This window comes from Clostridium chromiireducens (assembly GCF_003575225.1).
GTDB classification, from domain to species: domain Bacteria; phylum Bacillota; class Clostridia; order Clostridiales; family Clostridiaceae; genus Clostridium; species Clostridium chromiireducens.
Genome location: NZ_QXDJ01000001.1, coordinates 510565 through 537348, shown reverse-complemented (window position 1 = coordinate 537348; position 26784 = coordinate 510565). Strand labels below are relative to the sequence as shown.

The 26784-nt window shown below is 30.4% G+C and carries 30 protein-coding genes; all 30 read left to right on the top strand.

Annotation, left to right across the window (positions count from 1 at the left end; genetic code table 11):
- Window positions 1-111: 111 nt before the first annotated feature.
- Window positions 112-1305 (top strand): pyridoxal phosphate-dependent aminotransferase, encoded by a 1194-nt coding sequence (locus tag D2A34_RS02255; protein ID WP_119365606.1) that lies wholly within the window; start codon window positions 112-114, stop codon window positions 1303-1305.
- A 675-nt stretch (window positions 1306-1980) separates the two neighbouring features.
- A complete protein-coding gene (locus D2A34_RS02250; protein WP_079438778.1) occupies window positions 1981-2619 on the top strand; it encodes an HAD-IB family hydrolase in 639 nt (212 codons plus the stop codon).
- An 84-nt stretch (window positions 2620-2703) separates the two neighbouring features.
- The gene (locus D2A34_RS02245) at window positions 2704-3444 is read left to right on the top strand and encodes an aminotransferase class IV (RefSeq protein ID WP_119365605.1); all 741 of its coding nucleotides are present in this window, start codon (window positions 2704-2706) and stop codon (window positions 3442-3444) included.
- Window positions 3445-3557: 113 nt separating this feature from the next.
- On the top strand, window positions 3558-5513 hold the full coding sequence (locus D2A34_RS02240; RefSeq protein WP_119365604.1) for a FapA family protein: 1956 nt from the start codon (window positions 3558-3560) through the stop codon (window positions 5511-5513).
- Window positions 5514-5529: 16 nt separating this feature from the next.
- The gene (locus D2A34_RS02235) at window positions 5530-5979 is read left to right on the top strand and encodes a chemotaxis protein CheW (RefSeq protein ID WP_079438775.1); all 450 of its coding nucleotides are present in this window, start codon (window positions 5530-5532) and stop codon (window positions 5977-5979) included.
- A 9-nt stretch (window positions 5980-5988) separates the two neighbouring features.
- On the top strand, window positions 5989-6477 hold the full coding sequence (locus D2A34_RS02230; RefSeq protein WP_079438774.1) for a chemotaxis protein CheD: 489 nt from the start codon (window positions 5989-5991) through the stop codon (window positions 6475-6477).
- A 32-nt stretch (window positions 6478-6509) separates the two neighbouring features.
- A complete protein-coding gene (locus D2A34_RS02225; RefSeq protein WP_079438773.1) occupies window positions 6510-7601 on the top strand; it encodes a protein-glutamate methylesterase/protein-glutamine glutaminase in 1092 nt (363 codons plus the stop codon).
- An 8-nt stretch (window positions 7602-7609) separates the two neighbouring features.
- Window positions 7610-8377, top strand: a complete 768-nt coding sequence (locus D2A34_RS02220) for a CheR family methyltransferase (protein WP_079438772.1) — start codon at window positions 7610-7612, stop codon at window positions 8375-8377.
- Between the two features lie 13 nt (window positions 8378-8390).
- Window positions 8391-10469, top strand: a complete 2079-nt coding sequence (locus D2A34_RS02215) for a chemotaxis protein CheA (RefSeq protein ID WP_119365603.1) — start codon at window positions 8391-8393, stop codon at window positions 10467-10469.
- A gap of 187 nt (window positions 10470-10656) precedes the next feature.
- Window positions 10657-11259 carry a chemotaxis protein CheC gene (locus D2A34_RS02210; RefSeq protein ID WP_079438770.1) on the top strand — a complete coding sequence of 201 codons (603 nt, stop codon included), beginning with the start codon at window positions 10657-10659 and terminating at the stop codon, window positions 11257-11259.
- Between the two features lie 20 nt (window positions 11260-11279).
- A complete protein-coding gene (locus D2A34_RS02205; protein WP_079438769.1) occupies window positions 11280-11639 on the top strand; it encodes a response regulator in 360 nt (119 codons plus the stop codon).
- A gap of 19 nt (window positions 11640-11658) precedes the next feature.
- Window positions 11659-12060: a chemotaxis protein CheW gene (locus D2A34_RS02200; protein ID WP_079438768.1), complete on the top strand. Its 402-nt coding sequence runs from the start codon at window positions 11659-11661 to the stop codon at window positions 12058-12060.
- A 25-nt stretch (window positions 12061-12085) separates the two neighbouring features.
- Window positions 12086-13084, top strand: coding sequence for a flagellar motor switch protein FliM (gene fliM / locus D2A34_RS02195; protein ID WP_079438767.1), 999 nt, complete (start codon window positions 12086-12088; stop codon window positions 13082-13084).
- Window positions 13068-14267 carry a flagellar motor switch phosphatase FliY gene (fliY, locus tag D2A34_RS02190; RefSeq protein ID WP_182629295.1) on the top strand — a complete coding sequence of 400 codons (1200 nt, stop codon included), beginning with the start codon at window positions 13068-13070 and terminating at the stop codon, window positions 14265-14267. The genes fliM and fliY overlap by 17 nt, the downstream gene beginning before the upstream one ends.
- A gap of 469 nt (window positions 14268-14736) precedes the next feature.
- Window positions 14737-14910 carry a DUF3990 domain-containing protein gene (locus D2A34_RS02185; RefSeq protein WP_243128214.1) on the top strand — a complete coding sequence of 58 codons (174 nt, stop codon included), beginning with the start codon at window positions 14737-14739 and terminating at the stop codon, window positions 14908-14910.
- A gap of 79 nt (window positions 14911-14989) precedes the next feature.
- On the top strand, window positions 14990-15358 hold the full coding sequence (locus D2A34_RS02180) for a DUF3791 domain-containing protein (RefSeq protein WP_119365600.1): 369 nt from the start codon (window positions 14990-14992) through the stop codon (window positions 15356-15358).
- Window positions 15359-15976: 618 nt separating this feature from the next.
- On the top strand, window positions 15977-16780 hold the full coding sequence (locus D2A34_RS02175) for a phage replisome organizer N-terminal domain-containing protein (RefSeq protein WP_119365599.1): 804 nt from the start codon (window positions 15977-15979) through the stop codon (window positions 16778-16780).
- Between the two features lie 167 nt (window positions 16781-16947).
- Window positions 16948-17223 (top strand): flagellar biosynthesis anti-sigma factor FlgM, encoded by a 276-nt coding sequence (gene flgM, locus D2A34_RS02170; RefSeq protein ID WP_119365598.1) that lies wholly within the window; start codon window positions 16948-16950, stop codon window positions 17221-17223.
- Between the two features lie 2 nt (window positions 17224-17225).
- A complete protein-coding gene (locus D2A34_RS02165; protein ID WP_119365597.1) occupies window positions 17226-17636 on the top strand; it encodes a flagellar protein FlgN in 411 nt (136 codons plus the stop codon).
- 114 nt (window positions 17637-17750) lie between these two features.
- Window positions 17751-19604, top strand: a complete 1854-nt coding sequence (gene flgK / locus D2A34_RS02160) for a flagellar hook-associated protein FlgK (RefSeq protein WP_119365596.1) — start codon at window positions 17751-17753, stop codon at window positions 19602-19604.
- A 38-nt stretch (window positions 19605-19642) separates the two neighbouring features.
- Window positions 19643-20935 carry a flagellar hook-associated protein FlgL gene (gene flgL, locus D2A34_RS02155; protein WP_119365595.1) on the top strand — a complete coding sequence of 431 codons (1293 nt, stop codon included), beginning with the start codon at window positions 19643-19645 and terminating at the stop codon, window positions 20933-20935.
- A gap of 16 nt (window positions 20936-20951) precedes the next feature.
- Window positions 20952-21371, top strand: a complete 420-nt coding sequence (gene fliW, locus D2A34_RS02150; RefSeq protein ID WP_119365594.1) for a flagellar assembly protein FliW — start codon at window positions 20952-20954, stop codon at window positions 21369-21371.
- An 11-nt stretch (window positions 21372-21382) separates the two neighbouring features.
- On the top strand, window positions 21383-21601 hold the full coding sequence (gene csrA, locus D2A34_RS02145) for a carbon storage regulator CsrA (protein ID WP_119365593.1): 219 nt from the start codon (window positions 21383-21385) through the stop codon (window positions 21599-21601).
- A gap of 44 nt (window positions 21602-21645) precedes the next feature.
- The gene (locus D2A34_RS02140; protein WP_119365592.1) at window positions 21646-22032 is read left to right on the top strand and encodes a flagellar protein FlaG; all 387 of its coding nucleotides are present in this window, start codon (window positions 21646-21648) and stop codon (window positions 22030-22032) included.
- Window positions 22033-22065: 33 nt separating this feature from the next.
- On the top strand, window positions 22066-22350 hold the full coding sequence (locus D2A34_RS02135; protein ID WP_119365591.1) for a hypothetical protein: 285 nt from the start codon (window positions 22066-22068) through the stop codon (window positions 22348-22350).
- A 12-nt stretch (window positions 22351-22362) separates the two neighbouring features.
- Complete coding sequence (gene fliS / locus D2A34_RS02130; RefSeq protein WP_119365590.1) at window positions 22363-22737, top strand: flagellar export chaperone FliS; 375 nt, start codon at window positions 22363-22365, stop codon at window positions 22735-22737.
- A gap of 29 nt (window positions 22738-22766) precedes the next feature.
- Window positions 22767-24449 (top strand): flagellar filament capping protein FliD, encoded by a 1683-nt coding sequence (gene fliD, locus D2A34_RS02125; RefSeq protein WP_119365589.1) that lies wholly within the window; start codon window positions 22767-22769, stop codon window positions 24447-24449.
- A gap of 31 nt (window positions 24450-24480) precedes the next feature.
- Window positions 24481-24822 carry a flagellar protein FliT gene (locus D2A34_RS02120; protein WP_119365588.1) on the top strand — a complete coding sequence of 114 codons (342 nt, stop codon included), beginning with the start codon at window positions 24481-24483 and terminating at the stop codon, window positions 24820-24822.
- Window positions 24823-25086: 264 nt separating this feature from the next.
- The gene (locus tag D2A34_RS02115) at window positions 25087-25857 is read left to right on the top strand and encodes a flagellin N-terminal helical domain-containing protein (RefSeq protein WP_119365587.1); all 771 of its coding nucleotides are present in this window, start codon (window positions 25087-25089) and stop codon (window positions 25855-25857) included.
- Between the two features lie 121 nt (window positions 25858-25978).
- Entirely contained in the window at window positions 25979-26749 is a 771-nt protein-coding gene (locus D2A34_RS02110) for a flagellin N-terminal helical domain-containing protein (protein ID WP_119365586.1), read from the top strand.
- Window positions 26750-26784 lie beyond the last annotated feature (35 nt).

Here is a 26784-nt window from a genome sequence, read left to right as displayed (position 1 = left end):
ATTAATTCTGATATTGTTAGAACTAAACATTGTCTCCTTGGATGAATAAAAGGTATTGTAAATCTTTTAATAAGTTATTTTGAAGATGTCTAAACTGGAGGGAATAAAGCAATGAAGTTATCTAAAAAAGCGGGGAATATCAGTCCATCAATCACTTTGGCAATTACAGCTAAAGCAAATGAGTTGAAGAGTCAAGGTGTTGATGTAGTAAGTTTTGGCGCGGGGGAGCCAGATTTTAACACACCAGAAAATATAATTCAAGCAGCTATAAAAGCAATGCATGATGGAAAAACTAAGTATACTCCAGCAGGAGGATTGTTAGAGTTAAAGCAAACTATATGTAAGAAATTTGAGGCAGATAATGGGTTAGAATATAAACCAAGCCAAATAACAGTTTCAACAGGTGCTAAGCAAAGTTTAGCAAATGTTTTTATGGCCACTTTAAATCCGGGTGATGAAGTATTAGTTCCAGTACCATATTGGGTTAGTTACCCAGAGTTAGTAAAGCTAGCAGATGGAGTTCCGGTATTTGTAGAAACATCAAAAGAAAATAGTTATAAATATACTGTATCAGATTTGGAAAAAGCTTTAACTAGCAATACAAAAGCACTATTATTAAATAGTCCTAATAATCCAACAGGAACAATTTATCACGAAGAAGAATTGTTGGAAATAGCTAATTTTGCTAAAAAACATGATCTTTTAATTATATCAGATGAAATTTATGAAAAATTAATATATGATGGAGAAAATCATATAAGCATAGCAGCTTTAAATGAAGATGCTTATAACAGAACAATAGTAATAAATGGTGTATCTAAAACATATGCCATGACAGGTTGGAGATTAGGATATGCTGCAGCGAGTGAGGAGATAACAAAACTAATGACTAGTATTCAAAGTCATATGACATCGAATGTGAATACTATAGCACAATATGCAGCAATAGAAGCATTAAATGGTCCAGTGGAAGAATTAAATAATATGATTAAGGAATTCGAAAATAGAAGAAACTTCATGATATACAAATTGGAAAAATTAAATGAAGTATCAATTATAAGACCAAGCGGTGCATTCTATGTTATGGTTAATATATCAGCATATTTAAATACAACATTTAAAGATCAAGATATTAACAATTCAGTAGATTTTGCAAGAGTATTATTAGAGGAAGAGAAAGTTGCAGTGATACCTGGAGCAGGTTTTGGTTTAGATGATTATATAAGATTATCATATGCAACATCAATGGATATAATAGAAAATGGAATAGATAGAATCTCAACATTCTTAAGTAAAATTAAATAGTAAATATGTATGATTACCGAAAGGCATTAGACTCTGTTATTTCGGTTGCTATAGAATATTGATGTGGATTTCTATAATTAGAAGTTGCACCATTTATGCATGTTCCTTAGGCAAGCTAATGACAAGCATAAACGGAACAACTTCTAATTAAGAAATCCTACATCTATATTCTAAATGCAACACTGCATAAAAGAGTCTAATCCCTTTCTGGTATAGTATATAGTTTGAAGAATAATTATAATTGCTGTTGTAGTTATAAGCATGGATATTTAAAGTCAGAATAGAACTTATGCGTATATAATTTCTATTTAATATAAACACTAAATAGTAGAAGATGTTAAATATACTATCCTATATTTAAATGTTTTTGGATTAAGTATATATAAATTTACATATTTCAAATAAAGAATATTTAGCTCTAAGCACTTAATAATTTAAAAGAAATGGCAAATAATATAGTTAGTTAGAGATATAGGAAATAGAAAGTTAATTTTTAATTTGAATAACTTTCTATAGATTTTAAGTTTGAGTGTATTACTATACTAGAAATAAGTATCATATTGTTTGCAGAATTCCTAGAAACCGAAACACAATATGTTACTTATTTCGGTAAGTTATACATAAATCTAAGTAATAAGTGTTAAGAATTAAATATTAAAAGGTAGGTATTGCGTTTTGAAGAAACTTGCTATATTTGATATAGATTATACTATCACAAAAAAAGAGACATTAATGGAACTATTTAAATATGTAATAAAGAATGATAAGAGGAATGTTAGATTTTTACCAAGAGCAGTATTCTCTGGACTTATGTATAGTATAAAAATATATGATGAGAAAAAGGTAAAAGAGACATTTCTGAAGTTTATAGATAAAATTCATGAGAAAGACTTGGCGGAACTTGTTAAAAAGTTTTATGATGAAAAGTTGCAGACAATATTATACGAAGATGCATTAACAATGATGAAAAAACTTAAGAGTGAGGGGTATGATATTTATTTAATATCAGCATCTCCTGAATTTTATATTAATGAATTTTATAAGATAAAAGAAGTAGATAAAATAATAGGTACTAAGTTTACTTTTAAAGAAGGCATTTTTACTAGGAAAATGGAAGGGGAAAATTGTAAAGGGCAAGAAAAGGTAAGGAGGCTAATGGAAGTTATTAAAAATGAAAAAATAGAAGTGGATTTTAAAGAATCGTATATGTTTTCAGATTCCTTATCAGATAAGCCTTTATTAGACCTGGTAGGAAAGCCGTATTTAATAAATTATAAAAAAAATCATCAGATTGAGATATTAAAGTGGAAATAACATATCAAAATTAACAAGATAAATTTATTGAAAAGTGAGTTAGTAATAATTTTATTTAAAGGTTAAAAAGGTGGCGAGGTTCATATGGAGGACAAAATAATTTATGAGGTATTGAGAGTTATAAATGGTATACCTATATTTCTAGAAGCTCATTTACAAAGAATGAAAAATTCTTTCAAATTAATTAATGAAGAGTTTCCGTTAAGTTATGAAGAAATTAGTACGAAAATACAAAATGTTATAAAAGATGAGAATAAATATAATGGCAATATTAAAATAACCTATGGAATTAATGAAAAAAAACTAAAGGTATTTTTTATAGAACATTTTTATCCTACAGATGAAATGTACAAAAATGGAGTGGACACGATACTATACTTTGGAGAAAGAGAAAATCCTAATGCAAAAATAGTTAATGATAGTTTTAGGGAAAAAGTGAATAAAGAAATAAAAGATAATAATGCTTATGAAGTTATATTGATTGATAATAATGGGAACGTAACAGAAGGTAGTAAATCTAATATATTTATGATAAAGAATAATATACTTATGACATCACCTACCAAGGCAGTTTTGCCAGGAGTTACTAGAGGAGAAATTATAGAATTAGCCCAAAAGCTTGGAATTCAAATTCAAGAAGTAGAGTATAAGTATACAGATATTGATAAGTTGGATGGAATGTTTATTTCAGGTACATCTCCAAAGGTATTGCCTATAAAAACGGTAAATAGCATAAAATTAGATCCGGTTAATAAAATTATTAGAAGCTTAATGGAGGAATATGACAGAGAAATTATGAATTATATAGAGGAAAGTAAAAAATAAAGAAAATTGTATTTTCATGTAAAAGTATATATATTTATATAAATAATTCATATAAAATTAAACCGTGCTGTGGTATACTTAAAGGTAAGAAGTATCGGTTAGGGGGAGTATTTATGAGTTTGAAATTTTCTGCAACTTCTGTAGATGAATGCCTTGAAAAAGCATCTCTTGAATTGAACATTCCTAAAGAAGATCTAAAATATAAAGTGACAAAGGAAGAAAAAAGGTTTTTTAAAAGGAAAATTGAAATAGAAGTTTTGGAAAGTAATGAGAATAAAATAGAACCTAATGAAAAAGAAGTGGTCAATAACCTAAAAGATTCAGAAGTGGAAAAGGAAGTATTTGGTGCAAAAGTAGAGAATGGAAAGATAATAATAACGGAACCTAAAAATAAGGATGATATTATCACAATAAAAACAAGTCCCGGAATAATTTTATTAATTAATGGTCAGAAGTGCGATCAAATAACTCCAGTAACAGTAGAAGATAAGATAGAATATAAGTTCGAAGAAATAGAACCTGTTAGAAGTGTGGATATATCGATTACAAATGACAGAATGGAAGCATATATTAACATAAAAACTACCCCTAAACATATATACGAGTTGGCAGATCAGGAGTATCACAAGAATTTAATTCTTGTAAAGAGAAAAATTGAAGATAAGTATCCGCCTCAATATACTCCAAAAGAGTTAAAAGAATTGTTGAAAAGTAAGGGTGTTGTATATGGAATAATTGAAGAGGAAATCGAAGTGATTTGTGGTCAACATAATGCTGAAAATGTACTAATAGCGAAAGGGTTATCAGTTCAAAACGATATACCGGATGAAATTGAATTACTATTTAAGGAATCACACAAATTAAATTATGATGAGTCCGTTGGAAAAGTTGATTATAGGAATACATTTTTAATTGCCAATGTCAAGAGTGGTGATATAATTGCTCAAATAGTCCCGGGTAAATCAGGTAATGATGGAAAAGATATACTTGGGATGGTTATAGCCAAAAAAACGGCAAAAAAGCTGACATTGAAAATTGGAGAGGGATGTAAACTTGAGAATGATAAGGTTATAGCTACTGCTGAAGGTAAACCGGATTTTAAAGGTAATACATTTACTGTGAACAAGCTATATAAGGTTGATCAAGTTGACTTGAAAAGTGGGAATATAGATTTTGTAGGAAATGTTGAAATTGTAGGTGTAGTTTCAGAAGCGATGGAAGTTAGAGCGGGAAATGAATTGTATGTTGGCAAAAATGTAGAATCCGCTATACTAAGAGCTTCGGGTCAAATAACTATTCTCGGAAATGTATTAAATTCAACTGTGACTGCCGGAAGTGAAAATGTTGAAAGAAGGCTGTACTTAAATTATTTACAGAATGTTAAAAGTATTATTAATGATTTAACCTCTTCGACTGAACAAGTTAAAGATAATAATTTATTAGGTCAAAGACATGATGGAGAAATAATTAAAATATTAATTGAAAATAAATTTAAATCACTTCCTGATATTGCAAGACATATTTTAAGTTATAATATGTCTCGGGGAATTCAACACAGTGAAGTAACAACATTTATAATAAATAAGTTATTGGGACTTGGACCTTTGAAAATTAAAGATTATAAAGAACTAGTAGAATTTGACGAAATTTTGAAAGAGGAAATAGATGAAATTGAAACACTGATAGTAATTCCAACTGATGTTTATGTAGGATATACACAAGGTTCAACTATCGAAGCATCAGGAAGTGTTTTTATAACAGGAAAAGGTCAATATACATCTGAAATAACTGCATTGAATAATATAGAATTTTTAAGTGATAATGCAGTGTGTAGAGGCGGGGTATTAGCTGCAGGCTCTGAGATAAAGTTAAAAACTGTGGGAAGTACTGCAGGAGTTAATACTATGTTAAAAGTATCTAAAAAAGGTCGTATTAAAGCTGATATAGCTTATAATAATACAATTTTTTGCTTTGGTGAAAAGCAGGTTATGTTGGAAGTTTCATCAAAGAATGTAGAAGCATATGTAGATAAAACTGGGGAAATAGTAATAGACAAGTTTATTTTATAGGAGGTTTAAAAAGGTAATGGCTAGCAATGAAATTAAAATGTTAATATTCGGATTGAATGGAGAGCATTATGCTACAGATATAAAAGAAGTGGAAAGAATTTTAGGTTATCAAGAACCAACGGTTCTTCCTGATGTTCCAGCTTTTGTAAAGGGAGTGATAAACTATGAGCAAAGTATACTTCCAATAATAAGTTTATCAAAAAAATTCAACTTTGGAGAAGATAAGCAAAGTGAAAATAGAAAAATAATAGTTGTAAAAAGAGATGAGAATAAATTCGGGATTATAGTTGAAAATGTTTATGAAGTAAGAGATGTTAATAGTGAGTTAATGGAATCAGCACCTCCAATAACATCAACAATAGATAAAAGATATATAGCAGGATTGATTAAATTAGAAGATAATATTGTTATTTTATTAGATTTAGTAAAGATATTATCATCAGAGGATGAAAAGAATATCTTTTAGGGGGTAAAAATGGTAAGCACAGAAATAAAAGTTGGAATAGCTGATCTGAACTTGGTACTAGATCCCGGATCAATAATGACAATAGGATTAGGATCGTGTGTTGGAATTGCTTTATATGACAGGACGGTTAAGGTCGCAGGATTAGCCCATATAATGCTTCCTGATAGTACTCAATTTAAAAGTAATTCAAACCCCATGAAATTTGCAGATTTAGCTATTCCGATGTTAATCGAAAAAATGGAGCAGCAAGGATGTAAAAAGAGAAACCTCATAGCAAAAATTGCGGGAGGAGCTTCTATGTTTAACTTTTCTGACAAAAGCATAATAAGTGATATAGGTAAGAGAAACAGTGAGGCGGTTAAAAAAGCGTTGAAAGAACAATCTATCCCAATAGTTGCTGAAGAAATAGGCGGAAATAAGGGAAGAACGATGATTGGCTATGCAAGTGATGGTAAAGTAGTACTTAAGGTTGTGGGTTGTGGTATCATAGAATTATAATATTATAGAAGTATAAAGAGAGGTGTGATTAGGTGGAAAAAATAAAAATTATAGTTGTTGATGACTCTGCATTTATGAGAAAAGCAATTTCAGACATGATTGAGTCAGAAAGCAATTTTGAAGTTGTAGCTAAATTTAGAGATGGAAGAGAGTTAATTGAAAAGGTAGATAAATACGCTCCAGACCTTATCACATTGGATGTACATATGAGGGACTTAGATGGGCTCGCAACGCTGAAAGAATTAAAGAAGCTTGGAAAAAGTTATCCGATAATAATGCTTAGCAGTGCAACGACAGAAGGATCGGAAGTGACTTTAGAATGTCTTGATAACGGAGCAATCAGTTTTATAACTAAGCCTTCAGGCGCTATATCATTAGATATAGCGAAAGTTCAGTATAATTTAATAGAACAGATAAAAAGTATAACTAGTAATGTGCGTTCGAGAAAAAGAAGCATTAGTATAGATAGCCCTAAAGCCTATACAACAAATAATTTAAGTCCAGAAAGAAATACAAAGGTAATTTTGAATAGTCCAGTGTCTGTGCCGAAAAATAAAAAAATAGATGCTGTTGTTATTGGTGCATCTACTGGAGGGCCTAAGGCATTACAGGAAGTGTTAACTAAATTACCCGCTAATTTAGGAGTACCGGTGTTTGTGGTTCAACACATGCCGGAAGGATTTACAAAAGTTTTTTCTGAGAGATTAGACAAAATCTGTAATATGAAGGTAATTGAAGCAGCGGAAGGTATGAAAATAAGCAATGATACAATATACATTGCAAAGGGTGGTCAGCATATGACTGTTGGTTCAAATAATACAATACATCTAAATGAAGAGCCACCTATTTGGGGGGTAAGGCCAGCTGTAGATAAGTTATTCAATTCTGCAATAAAAGTATATAGAGGTAATTTGGTTTCGGCAATCTTAACTGGAATGGGAAGAGATGGAGCTGATGGAACTGCCAATATAAAAGATTATGGCGGTATAACAATATCTGAAGATAAATCGACTTGCACAATTTATGGTATGCCAAAGGCTGCATTTGAAACTGGAAAAGTAGATTTGGTAGTTCCGTTAAACGAAATTGCTCATAATATAATACGAATAGTAAAAGGGGTATAGGAGGAAACATGGATTTTAATGAATTTCATAGATGGGTTCATAAGGAACTAGGGATAAATTTATCAGCGTATAAACCAGAGCAGCTTAATAGAAGAATTAATAGTTTAATGACAAGAGTTGGAATAAAATCATTAGAGGAATATACGAAAGTAATAAAAACTAACCCTGAACAAAAACAAAAGTTTTTGGATTTTATTACAATAAATGTAACGGAATTTTTTAGAAACCCTGAGTTATTTGCTGATCTAGAAAAACAAATAGTAAAGGAATTATTACCAAATAATAATAGCGTAAAAGTATGGAGTGCCGCATGTTCAATAGGGTGTGAGCCATATACACTGGGAATAATACTTGATAAAATATCGCCTAATGGAAGACATAATATAGTAGCAACTGACATAGATGATACTATACTTTCAAGAGCAAAACTTGGTGAATATTCGCAAAATGAAATGAAAGGCGTAAATAATTCAGATTTGAGTAAATATTTTAAAATAAAGGACGATAAATATTATATCGAATCTAAAGTCAAGAATATGGTAACATTTAAGAAACATGATTTAATTTTAGATAGATACGAAAATAACTTTGATTTAATTGTGTGTAGAAATGTTGTTATTTATTTTAACAATGATGTAAAGCAAGATATTTACAAAAGATTTAGCGATTCATTAAAAAAAGGTGGACTTTTATTTGTAGGAGCTACAGAAAGCATTTATAATTATAGAGATTATGGCTTTGAAAAAGCATCGACCTTTATTTATAAAAAAGTATAAAGGAGGAACAAAGATGGATACATCTCAATATATGTCAATGTTTTTAGAGGAATCATTAGAAAATCTACAAACGTTGAATGCATCACTATTAGATTTAGAACAAAATCCAGATGATACAGATAAGGTAAATGAAATATTTAGAGTTGCCCATACAATTAAGGGGATGGCAGCAACAATGGGATTTACAGACCTTGCTGAACTTACACATAAAATGGAGGATGTACTAGCTGAATTTAGAGAAGGAAAACTAAAAGTAACTCAAGGGGTAGTAACAGTATTATTTGATTGTCTTGATACCTTAGAGAAGATGGTAGATAACGTTCAAGAAGGATCAGAAGAAAAAGTCGAAATAGATAATATTATTAGAGCATTGGCTGATATAAAAAACAATGGTAATCAAAATGATGTACAAGAAGAAACTCAAGTTAAAATAAAAGATAGTAGTAATTTAATCGCTAAGGATGATTTTGATTTAGATTTAAATCAATATGATGCATCTGTGATTAAACAAGCAAAAGAAAAAGGATTTAACTCTATTGAAATTAAAGTCACACTAAGTGAAAATACTCTATTAAAATCAGCAAGAGCATTCTTGATTGTTAAGGATCTTGAAGATCATGGAGAAATATTAAAATCAGAACCATCAACTCAGGAAATTGAGAATGAAGAATTCGATTTTGAGTTGAAATTTGTATTAGTAACTAAGAATACTGTAGATGAAATATTATCTGTTGTAAATGGTATTTCTGAAGTATCAAAAGTTGAAGCTGCATTGATTGAATTTGAAAATGTCGATTTGGCACCAAAGGAAGTAGAACAAAATCCAGTGGTAATTAAACAAGCAGAACTTAAGATAGAAGAAAAAATTGAGCCTAAAGTTTCAGTAGAAGCTCCAGTGGTTCCAAAAGTTGAACCTAAACAAGAACAAGCTAAGAAAACAACTCAAAAGAAAGAAGTTAAAAAAGCACATCAATCTGTAAGGGTTGATTTGGAAAGAATAGATAATTTAATGAACATGGTTTCTGAGCTTGTAATATATAGGACAAGACTAGAGCAAATTGTAAATGTTCAAAAATCGCAAGAATTAAATGAAACATTAGAACAAGTTGGAAGAACAACATCAGATCTTCAAGATTTAGTTATGAAGATTAGAATGTTACCATTAGATACTGTATTTAACAGATTCCCAAGAATGATAAGAGATATATCGGTAGAATTAAATAAAGAAATCAACTTTGTCATTGAGGGTGCTGATACAGAATTAGATAGAACAGTTATTGATGAAATTGGAGAACCATTAATACACTTACTTAGAAATGCAGCAGACCATGGTATAGAATCTGTTGAAAAGAGAGTTGCTCAAGGTAAGTCTCCAGTTGGAACAATTAGATTAGTTGCATATCAAGAAGGAACAAAAGCTTTAATAAAAGTAATAGATGATGGTGCAGGAATTAATGTAGAAAGAGTAAAGGCAAAAGCTGAACAAAAAGGAATTAATACAGATGGAATGTCAGAAAGTGATATTAAGAATCTAATTTTTGCCCAAGGCTTTAGCACAAACGAAGTAGTAACAGATATATCAGGTAGAGGAGTTGGAATGGATGTTGTTAAGACAAAAATTGCAGCACTTGGTGGTACTGTTGAGGTAATAAGTGAGGAAGGAAAAGGTTCATCATTTGTAATTAAGCTTCCACTTACACTACAAATAATACAAGCCTTACTTGTTAAAGTTGGAGAAGAAACACTTGCAATATCTTTAGGTTTTATTGATAGAGTTATAGATTATAGGGAAGAAAATATTAAGAAGAGTAATGGTAAAGAAGTCATAGTTTACCGAGAAAATGTAATTCCGCTAATAAGATTAAATGAATCTTTAGATATAGAGGCTAGCGAAACTGATAAGAAATTTGTTATAATAGTAAATGTAGGTGATAAAACTATAGGTTTATTAGTCGATTCATTACTAGGACAACAAGAAATCGTAATTAAGCCTCTTGGTAAAACGCTTAAGAATTTAGATCAATATATTGGTGCAACTATACTTGGAAATGGTTTAGTAACACTAATATTAGATATAGGAGCATTATTATAGCGTGAATTTTTTAGAACAAGGTGTTATAATTAGTTGAAATGAGTCGAAATTACCTTCTTAAGGGGAACTCGCACCAATGAGCTGAATATAGTCTAAAAAATGTCATATGTTTAAAATTGTAAAATAATAGAAAGTTGACATTATGTTAGGTACCCATTTGGGTATAAAATTTGAAGGAGGGTTATAAGTGGAGTATTCTAATTTAAGCGCTTTACAATTAGATGCACTTAAAGAAGTCTCTAACATAGGTGCAGGAAATGCAGCAACTGCTCTTTCCATGATGATAGGGAAAAAAGTGGACATGACAGTACCAGCGGTAAATGTCATAAAGTTAGAAGATATTGTTGAAGAAAATGGAGAAACTGAAGTTGCTGGTACAGTTGTACGAGTACTTGGAGATATCTCAGGAAATATTCTTCTTGTATTTGAAAAGCCCATAGCAGAAAATATGATAGAGAAATTGGTGGGAAGTAAACAATCGCCAGAAAGTGAAATGGGGAGTTCTGTATTATGCGAGGTAGCAAATATAATATCGGCATCTTATATGAATTCTATATCACAACTAACTAATCTCGCTATGGCACCATCAGTACCAGCTACTTCATATGATATGTTAGGCGCAATACTCACAACGACATTTATAGAATCTAATCAATATGATGAGTATATATTAGATATAGAAACTGTTTTTCTAGATGATGATACAGAAGAAAATATAGGGGGACATTTTTATTATATCCCTATGCCAGGATCATTAGAAAAAATATTGAAATCTATAGGAATAAATTAAATTTTGGAGGTAAACGAATAATGGCTAGAGTTTTAATTGTAGATGATGCAGCATTTATGAGAATGATGATAAAGGATATTTTAGAAAAGAATGACTTTGAAATAGTTGGGGAAGCAAATAATGGAATAGTAGCAGTAGACATGTATAAAAAAGAGAAACCAGATGTTGTTACAATGGATATAACAATGCCTGATATGGATGGTATTGAGGCTGTTAAGCAAATAAAGGCTTTCGATCCAGACGCTAAAGTGATTATGTGCTCAGCAATGGGGCAACAATCAATGGTTATGGATGCAATAAGAGCAGGAGCAAAAGATTTTATAGTAAAACCGTTCCAAGCAGATAGAGTTTTGGAAGCTATAAAGAAAGTTGTAGGTTAACCAGTAAGGAGGTTAAGAAATGCAAATAGTAGTATTCAAATTAGGGGAAGAACATTTTGCTGTAGAAACTGAGAAGGTTCAAAGCATCAATGATACAATGGGAATTACTAAAGTTCCAAAAGCTCCAAGTTATATTAAAGGATTAATAAATTTACGTGGAAGCATTAAGTCTCTTGTTGATATAAATCTGTTATTAGATGTAACTCCTGGTATGGAACAAAACAACATAATTATTTTGACAGTTGAGGATGAAGAAATAGGAATATCAGTAGATGAAGTGGAAGAAGTTTTAGATATTGACGAGAAGAATATTCAAAAAGTTGATAAAAATACTAATAAGGTGCAACCTTATATAAAAGGTATATTTAATTATGATGATAAACTTCTTACGATAATAGATATAGATAAATTATTGAATTAAATTATTGAAATGAGGGAGAGAATATATGGCAGATGTCTTATCGCAAAGTGAAATAGATGCCTTGTTATCCGCCCTATCTACAGGTGAATTAGAGTCAGATGAAGTTAATAAAGAGGAAGAAAAACATAAAATAAAACTTTATGATTTTAGAAGTCCTCAAAAATTCTCAAAAGAGCATATAAGAACTTTAGAATTGATTCATGATAATTATGCAAGAGTTATTTCTAATTACTTAACTGGTCAAACAAGACAAAATGTTAAGGTAAAAATAGAAACTGTAGAGCAGATAACTTATGAGGAATTCATTCATTCAGTACAAAATCCTACTATAATGACAATATTTAAAATGGCACCATTAGTAGGTACTATAATACTTGAAACTAATCCCCAATTTTCACTTCAAATAATTGATGTTTTACTTGGTGGAAAAGGTGATAGGAAAGTTTTAACGAAAGAATTCACCGATATAGATAAGAATATAATGCGTCAAATTACAACTGGAATGATAAATAACCTAAAGTTAGCTTGGGATTCTATTTTAGAGGTTGAGCCTGAAGTTGAGACCATAGAAACTAATCCGGCAATTAATCAGACATTAGCACCTAATGACCCTGTAGCTTTAATAACATTTTCAGTAGAAATGAATAAGCGTAGCACTTTTATTAATATGTGTATTCCATATTTAAGTATAGAAAAAATATTGGATAAATTAGTAGTGCAGTATGCCTTCAGAAATGATGATGAAGCTTTAATGGCTGAATCAAGAGAAAAAATAGAAAAAGGAATTACCAAAGTTGATGTTGAGGTTATAGCAGAGCTTGGAAATGCGAGTATAACTGTAGATGATTTCTTAAAATTAACAATAGGTGATGTAATAAAGCTTGATAATAAGAGTTCATCCCCAATAAAAGTGTATGTAGGTAATGAAGAATGTTACTATGCTAAACCAGGTGTAGTAGGAAAAAATATGGGCGTTATGATTTTAGATATAACAGATAAGGAAGTGAATGGGTATGAGCAATAACTTTTTGTCACAAGAAGAAATAAACGCACTATTAGCTGGGGAGGATCTGGCTTCTGAGGAAAGTGGAAATACATTATCTGATGAAGTTAAATCAGCAGCGGAAAGTATAACTGAAATTGACAAGGACTTACTTGGAGAAATTGGAAATATATCAATGGGTTCAGCTTCGACTGCATTATATCAACTTATAAATCAACAAGTTAACATAACTACTCCAGTAGTAAGTGTTACAACGTTGAGGGAGATAAAAGAAGGGTTTGAAACTCCTAATATTGTTTTAGATATTGAATATATTGCTGGAATAATAGGAAGAAATATTTTAATTATAAAAATTATAGATGGGCTAGTAATTTCAAACCTTATGATGGGTGGAGATGGAAAAGTTACTGAAACTCACGACTTATCAGAGATAGAAATTAGTGCAGTATCAGAAGCCATGAACCAAATGATAGGTTCAGCGGCTACTTCTATGGCTACAATGTTTGGAAGAAAAGTTGATATATCTCCACCAACTTCAAAATTAGTTACAGATGCATCTATGCCGATTTCAGATTCTATACCAGAAGATCAACCAATAGTTAAAGTATCGTTTAGAATGACTATTGGAGATATAGTGGATAGTAATATAATGCAAATATTCCCGCTCGAAACAGCTAAAAATATTGTTGCGATAATGACAGGGGAAGATAAAGTAGCAGAAGCGCCTAAGAAGGCAGAACCTCCTAAAGCGGCTGCGCCAAAAGAACAAATTATGAACAAAGAAATTAGCTATGAGTCTGTTAATAATAACTTTAATCCTGAACCACAGTATAATTATCAACAGCAGCAGCAATATGAAGCACCACCACAAAGAATGCAACAGCCGGTAGAAGTCCATTCGGCTGCATTTGAACCGTTAGTGCCTCAAAATAGTGTTCCGCCTATAAAGAATATAGATTTAATACTAGATGTTCCTCTAGATATATCTGTTGTTTTAGGTAGAACTAAAAAGAGCATACAGGATATCTTGAATTTGGGAACTGGTTCTTTAATAGAATTAGATAAACTTGCAGAGGAACCTGTAGAAATACTAGTAAATGGAAAACAAATAGCACTTGGAGAAGTTGTTGTCGTAGATGAAAACTTTGGAATAAGAATTACTAATATAGTAAGCAGTGTTGAAAGAATAAAGAGATTAAAATAAAAAAACTTGCAATATGTGGGTAATTTAAGTTTACTCCTAAACAACCGAACGGGAATATATGTGTTTACTCCGGTTCCTAGAAGATTTTGCTGGGTTATTCTAAGATTATAAGTTGCATCCAAAGTGCTTGCTTCAAAGACTGCGCTTTTGAACAAGCACATTTGGAACAACTTATAATCTAGAATAACAGCCAGCAAAATCTTCTTATGAACACTCCGTAAAAACATATATCCCCGTTCTTTGTTTAGTGGTGAGCTAATTATGCAATATAGAAAAGGATTAAGAATGGCTTAGTGTTAGGTGACGCTGAGCTTTTTTGTGTCTAAATAAATAATTGTGAATTGTTATGGAATATAAAAAGTAGTATAACGGATATATTTATAAATACCTTATTTTTTCTTTCAACTATAATAGTATATAATAAAAGTAACAATGTTGGAGAGTATAATTAAAAAGGGAAGTGAGTTTGATGAAACTTATTGTATATCATGGAAGTGATAAAATTATAGATAATCCTTCGCATACTGGAGGAAGAAAATTTAGTGATTTTGGACTAGGTTTTTATATAACTACTAACATAGAGATGGCAAAGAGTTGGGCTAGTCGTAAAAAAGAAAAAGCATCATATATTTTGATGAGTTAGAAGAAGGTGATTTGAATGGATGAGCAGGTGATGGCTTGTAGGCATTTAGCTCAATTTTTTCAATTGGCAGTAGAATAATATGGATGAGATAGATTTTACTTTAAAGGCATTAAATAGTGAATATAAAGAGGGTATAGAAATATTTCAGCCACAGTGGTATTCACAAAGTCAATATTATTATTTTGAAGAATTCATGGAAGAAAATAAAGTTAAAAGTAGAATTTATGGAAAAGATGAAATAGAGTATGAAAAGGAAAGAATGTATTGGTTAGGATACTGTCTTCAGGCATGGAGCAATAGAACTAATTTATCTGGAAAAGAAATTTCTCAATTATTAGGTGAAATAGGAGTCGAACATTTACTTAGAAATTACAAGATATATCATACTGTAGATCCTATGTATGTTTTTGAAGATTGTGAAGATTGCCTAAATATAAAAAGAAAATAGTTTTAATATTAGTTTGTTCTGCAATGAAGGTATTGTGTATGACTGAAATATAAAAATACTTGTATCGTGATGAATTTAAAGTTACTGCTAAGCAACCGAAAGGTAGTAAGATTAAAATAACGATATATTTAAGCAAGTATTTTTATATTTTTCTGGGTACATAGTATATTCAATGAAGGGTATTTATAGTTTTAAAAGAAATTTATATACTTTCAATACACGAAACATAATAAATAGGAAAAGGTATCTGTGAAAATCTTAACATGATAACAAAACTAGAAATAGAATACATATATGCGAATCAGGCATTAAAAAATAAACTGCTCTAAATATTTTAATGGAAAGTTGCTCCACTTTTACTTGTCTGTACTCGTCACAGGAGCATGCAGAAGTGGTGCAACTTATATTCTCAGCGAAATTTTTCACAGCTCTGCGGAACGTATATGTATTCTATTTAGGTTGTTTACCACATAGCTTTAAGTTCTTCGCTATAAAAGTTAAAGTATGTCTTATTTTGTTGGAAAAAAATTTTTGGTAAAGTCTTTATAAATTTCTTTTTTTACATATATATTAAATAGAAGGATAAAATTTTAAGATTGTTAAAGGGGATTGATAGATATGAGAGAAAGAAGATATGTAAAATTCCGAATAGATATGTATGAGGACACAAAATTTAAAATAATAGATAGAATGCCTAAAAGAGATCTTATTCATTATGTTTGGAGTAGAATCGTTGTTTTGGCTGGGAAGATAAATCAAGAGGGGGATTTATATCTTTCGAGAAATATTCAATACACAGTGGAGACGTTAGCGATAGAATTTAATAGAGAAATAGACGAAATAAAAGCTACATTAGATATATTGATGGAGTTAGAAATGATAGAACTTGCAGAAAATAAGGTGTATAGAGTAAAAAACTTTGCGAAGCACCAAAATATTAAAGTTAAAGAAAAGGTTGAAATTAGGAAGAATGAAGATGAAGAAAAACATACTGAAAATGATATACAGAAAGATGAAGTTCAAGTAGAAGATAGTTTAGGTGAAATGATGAGTAGGGCTCATAAGAATACAATTAGTAGTAATGTCGCAAATTATTATATAGTACAAACTAAGGAAAATGTTATAACTAAACTAGAAGATGTGAATAAAAAGTCTAACCCAAGTAACAAGGATTCAGATAAACAAAATAGTGATATTACTCAACATAATAATATAGAGGTAAATTGTGAGAAGGAAAAAAATAAAAAGAGAAATAAGAAAACAGCCAGAAAGAAAAATGAAGAAGGAATTATTGAGACTAATGTGGTTGTTACTGATTGTATAAGAGGAGGAACAAACGATGACTTGATTGGTTGGTTTAGTGAGGGGGACATATTGTTAGCAGAAGGTGAAAGGAAAATAGAAGAATGGATTTTTAGTTAATTAAGAACATGTGTAGAGGCAACCTTGTAAAGTATAACTAATTATAATTTAAAGTATTGCAAACAATTAATTTGATATAACTAATTTTCTTTACTTTTTCTATAAACTTATATGGGAAAAGTACGATAATTATAATAGTAGAAGAATAAGAAATGGAGAAATGCACTATGAGTATCGATAGAATAAATAGATCACCATATATAAATACTTATAAATCAAATAGCCCTAAAGTGGCTGGCAAGGTAGAGAAAAATAAAAACGTAGATACAATTGAAATCTCAGAGTTAGGAAAAAGTCTTAAAGATTATTCATTTAGCGAAAGCATTACAGATGCAAAAAGAGTAGCGGAAATTAAAAGTAAAATAGATAGTGGAACATATAGTGTTGATGCAAGACTTACAGCAAAAAGTTTATTAAATGCAATGAAGGAGAGTAATTCATAAAGATGATAAATGAACTTATTAAATTAATACAAAGCCAAGAAGAAGAGTTAGAGAAACTTCAAGAATTGCTAGAAACTCAGTATGAGATGATAATGGGTAAAGATGTATTTGGTTTAGAAGGATTAGTTGATAAGATTAATGAATGTGGTAAGAAAATTGCAAAGCAGGAAATAGAAAGAAGAAATATATTAGGGGATAGCAGCATAACGGAAGTTGTGAATAATTCAGATAACGAAGAATTGAAGGAAAGCTATGCTAAGATAAGAGACACATTAAATAAAGTTACAGCTCAAAAAGAAACAAATGATATGCTGTTAAAACAACAGATAATATTTAATAATAAAATGTTAGAAATAATAAATCCTAGAAGAGAAATAAAAACTTATAATTCCTACGGGAATTTATCGAGATAAATAATGTTTTTTTATTCTTAACGGGGTTCATATTAATAGGTAAGTGGTAATAAGGACGTTACAATACACATACGACATGGAAGTTGGAATTATTGAAAGGTAGGAAGAAAAACAATGGCAGGACTATTTGATACGTTTACCATCGCCAAAAGAGGGTTGAATGTACAACAAAGTGCAATAAACACAACATCTCATAACATAGCTAATGCAAATACAACTGGATATTCAAGACAAAGGTCAGTAGCTGAAGCTACAAAACCTTTCGGTGGAATGTCAAGATTTGATGCAGTAATTACTGGACAGGTTGGAACAGGTGCAGAAATAACATCTATTCAAAGAATTAGGGATTATTTTATCGATTATCAAGTAAGAAGTGAATCAGGAACATCAGGATATTATACTCAAGCAAGTGAGACTTTGTCTAAAGTTGAAGATGTATTTGGGGAACCTTCAGATACAGGAATACAAGAGCTTATAAATAAATTTTTTAATTCATTTCAAGAAGTATCCAAAAGCCCTGATAAATCGGATGTAAAAACGGTGGCTCTTCAAAATGCATCATCTTTAGCAGATGCGCTAAATTATACTTATAACCAACTGAAAAAAAGCTGTGAGGATAGTCAATCACTGCTTAAAGCTAATGTTACAGATGTTAATAGTTATTTAAATCAGATAAATGAGTTAAATAAACAAATAAGAAGTATATCTGCGGTTGGACAAACTCCAAATGATCTTATGGATAAAAGAGATAATCTTTTGGATGAATTGAGTTATAAATTTGGAGTGAAAGTTGATAGGGATAGTCTTGAAACAATTAACCTTTCATCAACAGAATATCCGGATTCACCTTTAGTTAAATCAAATCCAAATGATACAGATTATTATAGACTTTCATATATAAAGAATGCAACTTTTGATAAAACTACAGGGAATGTAAAAGTGGATTATTATCCATTAGGAAATGAAAATTCTGAAGTTAAGAGTTTCACAATAACAGGTGGAAATCAAGAGATAGCTGATAAATTAAATGAATCTAAAATATTAATTGGAGATAAGGATGGAATAGTAGGAACAACCGTAACTACTACAGATACAGTAACCGGAAAAACCACAACTACTACAACTCCATTTACAACAACTTCAGCTTCTGAGGTAAGTAAAAAACTATTTCAAACTTATAAACATGAAAATGATGACTCTGGAAAAGCAATTAATAACGTAGATAATAACAATGTAAAAGGAGAAATAGCTGCTAATCAATCAGTACAAAATAAAATTGAAAAATATATGGACAGCCTAGATAGACTTGCAGCAGGACTGGCTTATTCAGTTAATGCGATTCAAACAGGAAGTTTAGATGATTCAAAGTCAACCCAAGGACTTTCAAATAATCTTATATTTGTAACTTTCGATGAAAGCAGCCAATCAAATACAGATAGTGATAAAGGTATTACAGCAAAGAATATAAGAATTAATAGTAAGTTACTAAAAGATCCAACTTTGCTAAACTGTAATACAACATCAACCAGTGGAGAGGGAGACGGAAAGAGAGCTATTGCAATTGCTAATCTAAGCTCTGTTAAAATGAACCTAAGCAGTATAGAGGATTCAGAAGATTTAACTAAAATGGATAGAGCAACTTTTTTAAGCAAGGTTGGTATCTCGGGATTTAAAGATGGTACTTCATTAGAGCTTAATGCAAAAACTGACGGTTCAACAGTAGATACTTACTATAAAAGTATAATTAACAATCTTTCGGTTGAAATTCAAGAAGCTAATAGACAAGTGAATAACCAAGCATCAGTATTATCAAACTTACAGGACCAGAAAGCATCAGTTTCAGGAGTATCATTAGATGAAGAAATGACAAACCTAATACAATTTCAACATGCATATCAGGCAAATGCAAAAATTATATCTACAGTAAATGAATTACTAGATGTAGTTATAAACGGATTAAAGAGATAAGATGGGGTTGAATTTAGGAAATAGGAGGATTTTATTATATGTCATCAAGAATAACAAATAGTATGCTAAGTACTAATTATTTAAGAAATATGAATAGAAATATGAGTAATATGAAAATGTTGCAAAACCAGCTTGCATCAGGGAAAGAAATAAATAAGGCATCTGATAATCCTTATAAAGCAGGAAGAAGCATGCAGCTTCATACCGAAATTTCTTATAATAAACAATTTAATGAGAATATAAAAGATACATCAAATTGGCTTGATACCACAGATACTGCATTATCACAAATGGGAGATGTTTTTGGAAGAATAGAAACACTCCTTGTAAATGCAGGAAATGGAGCTTATGGAAATGATGAAAAGGCTGCTATCCAAGATGAAATAAAAGAAAAAGTTAATGAATTATCTCAAATTCTAAATACAAGTTTTGACGGTTCATATATATTTGGAGGGACTAAGACAGGGTCTAAGCCTACTACTGTGGTAGATGGAGCTTTACAATATGCAGATAAAGACGGAAATGGAATGGGAAATAGTGGTGATGTTACAGCGTATAAAAAGGTAGATGGTACTATTACAATAGTAAATAACTTAAAGAATACTGGGTATACTTTAACGTCAGATGATATAATAAATCTTACAGATGAACTGAATACTTCAACAGATGATGCAAGAAAAACTGAGATTGGTGAATTAATAGCGGCAGGAGAAAATGCAAGTGTATATAAAAAAGAAGATGGAACTATTACAACTTCGGCTACATCAGATAATAAAGAGTATACTTTAAATGATACTGATTTAGAAAGTTTAAAAACTGAACTAGAAACTGCAGTTGAGCCAAGGAAAACTGAGATTGGTAGGTTATTAGGAAAATCCGACGCCTTAAACCAAATAAAATCAGACTTAAAAGTTGATATATCTCAGGGGATTAAAAGTGTATACAATAAAACAGCAGTTGATGTATTAGAGTTTAAAGATAAAGCAGGGAAAAGCATAAATGTTTCAAAGCTTTTATCAAATATAGTTAATGATTTAGGAACAAATGGAAATACTAATAACTTAACTACCACGCATTTAAAAGATATACAATCTGTAACAGCAAATTTGCTGCAAAAGAGATCAGAAGTTGGAACCATGCAAAATAGAATGGATTCAGCAGAGACAAATAATGAAACACAAAATTATAATATGACAGATATATTATCAAAGACGGAAGATATAGATTTTGCAGAAAAAACTATGGAATATTCAATGATGCAAACAGTATATACAGCTGCACTTCAAACTAGTGCAAAAATATTACCAATGACCATATTAAGTTATTTATAGTTAGGAGAAGATGAATATGAAATTTATTTCTAAAGTTCATGGTGAAATGAAATATGAAGAAAATGACATAGTTACTTTTAATAAAGGTATTCCTGGATTTAATGATCTAAAAAAATTTATTCTTTTAGATTTAGATGAATATGAACCGTTTAAATTACTTCAATCTTTAGAAGATGATGAGATTTCATTAATATTAACTTCACCATATGAGTTTTTTAACGATTATGAGATTAAATTAAGTGAAGACACAATTGAGAATTTAGAGATACAATCTTCAGAGCAAGTAATGATTTTAACTACGGTAACGTTAAATTCAGATGTAAAGAAAATTACCACTAATTTACAAGGCCCTATAGTTATAAATACTTCTAATAATATTGGGGAACAAATAATATTAGATAATGCTAAATACAAAGTTAAAAGTCCTTTAATATAGGGAGGTAAAAAATGCTTATTATAACTAGAAAAAAAGGTGAATCTCTTATGATTGGAGATGATATAGAGATTATTATAAGTAAAATAGATGATGGAAGTGTAAAAGTCGGAATAAAGGCTCCAAAAAATATTGAAATATTAAGAAAAGAACTATATGAAGAAGTTGAGAAGGAAAATAAAGAAGCAACAAAAATTGATATTAATATGTTAAACAGTATAAAGAAAAAATAGATATCAACATTTAAGCATTAATTAAACAAGGAGGTAGCATAAACATGGATGTTAATGGCATAGGGCAAAATATAATTAATACGAAGGCGTATAGTCCAAATTCAAATGTATCAGAATATGTAGAAACTAATACTGAGGTATCAATTCCACAAGTTGAGAAAGTTGAAACTGAATCATCGACAAAGAATGAAACTAAAAATAAGGAATATAGTAAAAAAGATTTGGATAATGCATTAAAAAAAATCAATAATTTTTTAAAAGGTGAGCATACACATGCAGAATATTCTTATCATAAAGAGATGAAAACAATGATGATAAAGATAATAGATGAGAATACTAAGCAGGTTATATTAGAAGTTCCACCTGAAAAGATTTTAGATATGGTTGCTAGTATGTGCAGACAAGTTGGTTTATTTGATAGAAAAGCTTAACATAAAATTAAGTCTAGGAGGAGGCAATTTTAGTTGGAGTTTAAATTAAATAAGATTGACACTGATATTAGAAAAAAGATGCAAGAAGAAATTAAAGAAGATAAAGTTCATTCCGGCAAAAGCATAAATGTAAAAAAAGATATAAAAGATGAAAAAAAAGAAGAATTTAAGAAAGATACTGAAGAAGAAAATGAAAGAAGATATATTACAATAGATGGAATTCTATGTGGTGGGAATAATATAAGTATAAAAGCAGAAAAGTTTGAAGAAATAACTAATGAAAATTCCAAAGGGAGAATTTTGGATAAGAAAAAATAGGAGGATGTATTAATGAATGCAAATGGATATAATGTTTATAAAAACAATACTGTAAATTATGCATCAAAAGAGCAGTTACTTCTGATGTTAGTTGAAGGTGCAGTTAAGTTTTGTAAGATAGCAAGACAAGCTATAGTAGATCAAGATATAAAGAAAGCGAATGATTCTCTAATAAGAACTCAAGAGATATTTTCAGAACTTATGGTAAGTTTAGATACAACACAAGGTGAATGGGCAGTTCAGTTATATAATATATATGCTTTTATTAAACAAAGGTTATTTGAAGCTAATATGAAGAAAAGCTTAGAAATTGTTGAGGAGGTTCTTCCTCTTGTAGAAGATATAAATGAAACTTGGAAAGAAGCATATAAAAGAGCTAAAAAGTAAAATTTAATATATAAAGAGAGGTGTTAAATATGAGTACAGTTAGTAGTACTTCGTCAAGCACAAATGTGCTTAGAATAACAGGTATGGCAACAGGTCTTGATGTAGATAGTATGGTAGAAAAATTGATGGCGGCTGAGAAGACTAAAGTAGATAAAGTAAAACAAGAGCAACAAATAATTGAATGGAAACAAGAGGCATATCAAGATATTATAAAGGATATAAAGGATTTACAAAGCTCCTTCTATGATGTTACAAGTTCAGATAAAAATATATTGTCATCATCAAATTTTGCGGGATTTAATGTGACTGGTGGAAATAATGCTGTAGCAAATATAACTGCTGGAACTGGGGCAAAGGTTGGGAACTATACTGTAAAAGTTACAGCTCTTGCTAGCGGAGCTGGAATTAGTAATACATTAAGTGGAAAAGCTCTTTCGACTAAACTAACAGATATAGATACACTTGATAACACAGATTTGACAGGTAGTATTACATTAAATTTAAAAGTTAATGGAGGATCTGATGTCATACCTATAACGTTAGATAATTCATCAGGAGATAAGACAATAGGTGATTTGGTTACTGCTATAAATAGTCAAGGTAGTGGAAATGTAAAGGCATCTTTTAGTGAGCTTACAGGTAAGTTTTCATTAACTACCACAACTACCGGAAATACTGCAAGTCTTACTATTGATTCTGGAACATCAACAGATCTTAGTAAGGTTATTGGATTTGATCCAGCTGGGCCATTCCCTTGGAGCGTGACGAATAGCTCTTCAGGTGCTGTTATAGGTAGTGCTACAGCTGTAAAAAGTGCAAATGCAGATGTTACTATAACACCACCAGGAGAAACAGTTGGAATTCCAGTTACCAATCAAACAACAAATGTTTTTACTATAGATGGAATGAACTATAATCTATCAGGGGTTGGAACTTCTACTATAACTGTAGGTGCAGATAATGATAAGGTTTATGACAAAATAAAAGGTTTTATAGATAAATATAATGCTATAGTGGATAAAATACAAACAAAGCTAACAGAGAAAAAAAATCTTTCTTATAAACCTTTAACAGATACACAAAAAGAAGCTATGAAAGATACTGAAATTACTAATTGGGAAACAAAAGCAAAACAAGGTATACTTAGAGATGATGACAATTTGAAAAAGATGCTCAATGATTTAAGATCTGCATTTACTACACCTGTGGATGGTACTAGTTTTAGCATGGTTAAGTATGGAAGTAATAGTATAGGGCTAGATTTTGGTAGTGATCGTACGAAACCTCAGCATATAGATATAACGGATTCTTCTAAATTAAAAGCAGCTATAGCTACAAAAGGAGATGAGATTTTAAAATTTTTTACAAATGTATCTACATCTTCAGATGCAACTACTGCAAATAGTGAAAATGGAATTCTGACTAGGATTAAAAGTGTCTTAGAGAATAATGTGGGTAAAACTGGTATTAGTTATAATAATGCTGTATTAACAAAATATGCCAATAAGCAAGACGATTTTAGTATTAATGGTACTTCAGGAAGCAACACATTACCAAATCAAATATATCAAAAACAACAATTAATAGATACATTAAATAAATCTTTAAGTAAGAAGCAAGAAAGCTATTATCAAAAATTTGCAAAACTTGAAAGTGCTATGAACACTTTAAATTCTCAACAGGCATCATTATCACAGCTTAGTGGTTCTTAAAAATTTAACTTTAGTTTGATTGGGGATAATTATGAATGAAAAATTAAAAAGTTATCTAGAAGATTTTAAAAAATGCACAATAGAAATGATTGAGGATTTAGAGAAAGATGACTTAGATAATTTCGAAGCAGGTTTAAATAGAAGACAACAAATTATTGAAAAAATAAGTGAGTTAAACTTTGATAAAAATGAATTTAAAGAAATATGCAAACAATTAGATGTGGAAACATTTGATAATGAATTAAACAAAAGAACAAAAGATGAAAAAGACAAGCTAAGGCAAAAAATTCTAAACCTAAAGAAATCTCAAAGTGCAAATACTGTATATCAATCAAATACAAATAAAATTAATATATTTAGTAAAAAAGTTTAATAAAAAAATATAAAGTATTTGAATTTAATTACGATAAAATAAATATAAGATTTAATTAAAGATTTCGTAGTCTTAAAGTTGTAAATTTAAAAAATACAAATGATTAAATTAAAAGATAATAAATGCAATAGTAAATAGGTAAGTTTAGCAGGAATAATTTAGAAAATGAAAAAACACTAAATATGCTAGTAGGCTTAAAGAGCTTAGCTATAAATAAAATGGTGCAAAAGGATGTGCACTTAAAAAATCAAGGAGGAATTTATTATGATAATAAATCACAATATGAACGCGATGAATGCACAAAGAAATTCAGCCATGAACACTTCAGCCGCAGGTAAATCTATGGAAAAGCTTTCGTCAGGCTTAAGAATTAATAGAGCTGGTGACGACGCAGCAGGACTATCAATATCAGAAAAAATGAGAAGTCAAATTCGTGGACTTGACCAAGCAGCAAGAAATGCACAAGATGGTATTTCAAGAATACAAACTGCTGAAGGAGCATTAAATGAAGTAAGTGATATGTTAGTTAGAATGAAAGAACTAGCTGTCCAAAAAGCTAATACTGGTACTTATAGTTCAACAGATATAACTAATGTTGATTCTGAAATGACTGCTTTAGCAGCAGAGATTACAAATATTAACAGCAATACTCAATTTAACGGTAAACAAGCAACATTAGCAGCAACAATAGTAATAGACGATAGAGGAACTACATTGGCTATTGGAGCAGCAACTTTGACGAAAACACTTCTTGTCGGTTCAGGTAGTGCAGCTACAACAATTGATAAAGCAATTGATGAACTTAATACAGCAAGAGCAAAATATGGTGCATCACAAAATAGGTTAGAACATATTGTTAACAACTTAGGTACTACAACAGAAAACTTACAAGCTTCAGAATCACGTATTAGAGACGTAGATATGGCAAAAGAAATGATGAAGTTTTCAAAGAATAATATTCTATCGCAAGCAGCACAAGCGATGCTTGCTCAAGCTAATCAGCAGCCACAAGGAGTTCTTCAATTATTAAGATAATTAGGGGATTGAATCCAATATATAATTATGAGTATATAGGCTATTAATTCTTAAGAATTGATATAATAACAAAAAAATTGGACAGGGAAGTCCAAAACTTAAAATCAAGGAGGAATTTATTATGATAATTAATCACAATATGAACGCAATGAATGCACAAAGAAATTCAGCTATGAACACTGTAGCAGCAGGTAAATCTATGGAGAAACTTTCATCGGGGTTAAGAATTAACAGAGCTGGTGATGATGCAGCAGGATTGTCAATATCTGAAAAAATGAGAAGTCAAATTCGTGGACTTGATCAAGCAGCAAGAAATGCACAAGATGGTATTTCACTAATACAAACTGCTGAAGGCGGATTAAATGAAGTAAGTGACATGCTAGTTAGAATGAAAGAACTAGCTGTTCAAAAAGCTAATACTGGTACCTATAGTACTGCGGATATAGCTAATGTTAATTCAGAAATGAATGCTTTATCATCAGAAATAAACAATATTTTTACTAACACTATGTTTAATGGTGCTCAAGCAATGTCAGCAGCAACAATAGTGATAGATGATAGAGGAACTACTTTAACTATTGCAGCAGCAACCTTAACAAAGGCTTTAGCGGCAACTGCTAGTACTGCAGCTACAGCAATTGATACAGCAATTGATGGTGTTAATACACAAAGAGCATCTTATGGTGCATTACAAAACAGGCTAGAGCATATTGTTAACAACTTAGGTACTACAACAGAAAACTTACAAGCATCAGAATCACGTATTAGAGACGTAGATATGGCAAAAGAAATGATGAAGTTCTCAAAGAATAATATTTTATCTCAAGCAGCACAGGCAATGCTTGCTCAAGCTAATCAACAACCACAAGGAGTTCTTCAATTATTAAGATAATTATATAATTATTAAATATAATATATAGATTATAA

What these genes read in the sequence shown, in the direction of transcription:
- fliM (WP_079438767.1), top strand. Translation starts at nt 12,086, where the DNA reads ATGGCAGATGTCTTATCGCAAAGTGAAATAGATGCCTTGTTATCCGCC.
- fliS (WP_119365590.1), top strand. Translation starts at nt 22,363, where the DNA reads ATGAATGCAAATGGATATAATGTTTATAAAAACAATACTGTAAATTAT.
- fliW (WP_119365594.1), top strand. Translation starts at nt 20,952, where the DNA reads ATGAAATTTATTTCTAAAGTTCATGGTGAAATGAAATATGAAGAAAAT.
- fliY (WP_182629295.1), top strand. Translation starts at nt 13,068, where the DNA reads ATGGGTATGAGCAATAACTTTTTGTCACAAGAAGAAATAAACGCACTA.
- D2A34_RS02110 (WP_119365586.1), top strand. Translation starts at nt 25,979, where the DNA reads ATGATAATTAATCACAATATGAACGCAATGAATGCACAAAGAAATTCA.
- D2A34_RS02175 (WP_119365599.1), top strand. Translation starts at nt 15,977, where the DNA reads ATGAGAGAAAGAAGATATGTAAAATTCCGAATAGATATGTATGAGGAC.
- fliD (WP_119365589.1), top strand. Translation starts at nt 22,767, where the DNA reads ATGAGTACAGTTAGTAGTACTTCGTCAAGCACAAATGTGCTTAGAATA.
- D2A34_RS02215 (WP_119365603.1), top strand. Translation starts at nt 8,391, where the DNA reads ATGGATACATCTCAATATATGTCAATGTTTTTAGAGGAATCATTAGAA.
- D2A34_RS02205 (WP_079438769.1), top strand. Translation starts at nt 11,280, where the DNA reads ATGGCTAGAGTTTTAATTGTAGATGATGCAGCATTTATGAGAATGATG.
- D2A34_RS02165 (WP_119365597.1), top strand. Translation starts at nt 17,226, where the DNA reads ATGATAAATGAACTTATTAAATTAATACAAAGCCAAGAAGAAGAGTTA.
- flgK (WP_119365596.1), top strand. Translation starts at nt 17,751, where the DNA reads ATGGCAGGACTATTTGATACGTTTACCATCGCCAAAAGAGGGTTGAAT.
- D2A34_RS02230 (WP_079438774.1), top strand. Translation starts at nt 5,989, where the DNA reads ATGGTAAGCACAGAAATAAAAGTTGGAATAGCTGATCTGAACTTGGTA.
- flgL (WP_119365595.1), top strand. Translation starts at nt 19,643, where the DNA reads ATGTCATCAAGAATAACAAATAGTATGCTAAGTACTAATTATTTAAGA.
- csrA (WP_119365593.1), top strand. Translation starts at nt 21,383, where the DNA reads ATGCTTATTATAACTAGAAAAAAAGGTGAATCTCTTATGATTGGAGAT.
- flgM (WP_119365598.1), top strand. Translation starts at nt 16,948, where the DNA reads ATGAGTATCGATAGAATAAATAGATCACCATATATAAATACTTATAAA.
- D2A34_RS02140 (WP_119365592.1), top strand. Translation starts at nt 21,646, where the DNA reads ATGGATGTTAATGGCATAGGGCAAAATATAATTAATACGAAGGCGTAT.
- D2A34_RS02180 (WP_119365600.1), top strand. Translation starts at nt 14,990, where the DNA reads ATGGATGAGATAGATTTTACTTTAAAGGCATTAAATAGTGAATATAAA.
- D2A34_RS02115 (WP_119365587.1), top strand. Translation starts at nt 25,087, where the DNA reads ATGATAATAAATCACAATATGAACGCGATGAATGCACAAAGAAATTCA.
- D2A34_RS02200 (WP_079438768.1), top strand. Translation starts at nt 11,659, where the DNA reads ATGCAAATAGTAGTATTCAAATTAGGGGAAGAACATTTTGCTGTAGAA.
- D2A34_RS02185 (WP_243128214.1), top strand. Translation starts at nt 14,737, where the DNA reads ATGAAACTTATTGTATATCATGGAAGTGATAAAATTATAGATAATCCT.
- D2A34_RS02220 (WP_079438772.1), top strand. Translation starts at nt 7,610, where the DNA reads ATGGATTTTAATGAATTTCATAGATGGGTTCATAAGGAACTAGGGATA.
- D2A34_RS02120 (WP_119365588.1), top strand. Translation starts at nt 24,481, where the DNA reads ATGAATGAAAAATTAAAAAGTTATCTAGAAGATTTTAAAAAATGCACA.
- D2A34_RS02235 (WP_079438775.1), top strand. Translation starts at nt 5,530, where the DNA reads ATGGCTAGCAATGAAATTAAAATGTTAATATTCGGATTGAATGGAGAG.
- D2A34_RS02255 (WP_119365606.1), top strand. Translation starts at nt 112, where the DNA reads ATGAAGTTATCTAAAAAAGCGGGGAATATCAGTCCATCAATCACTTTG.
- D2A34_RS02245 (WP_119365605.1), top strand. Translation starts at nt 2,704, where the DNA reads ATGGAGGACAAAATAATTTATGAGGTATTGAGAGTTATAAATGGTATA.
- D2A34_RS02240 (WP_119365604.1), top strand. Translation starts at nt 3,558, where the DNA reads ATGAGTTTGAAATTTTCTGCAACTTCTGTAGATGAATGCCTTGAAAAA.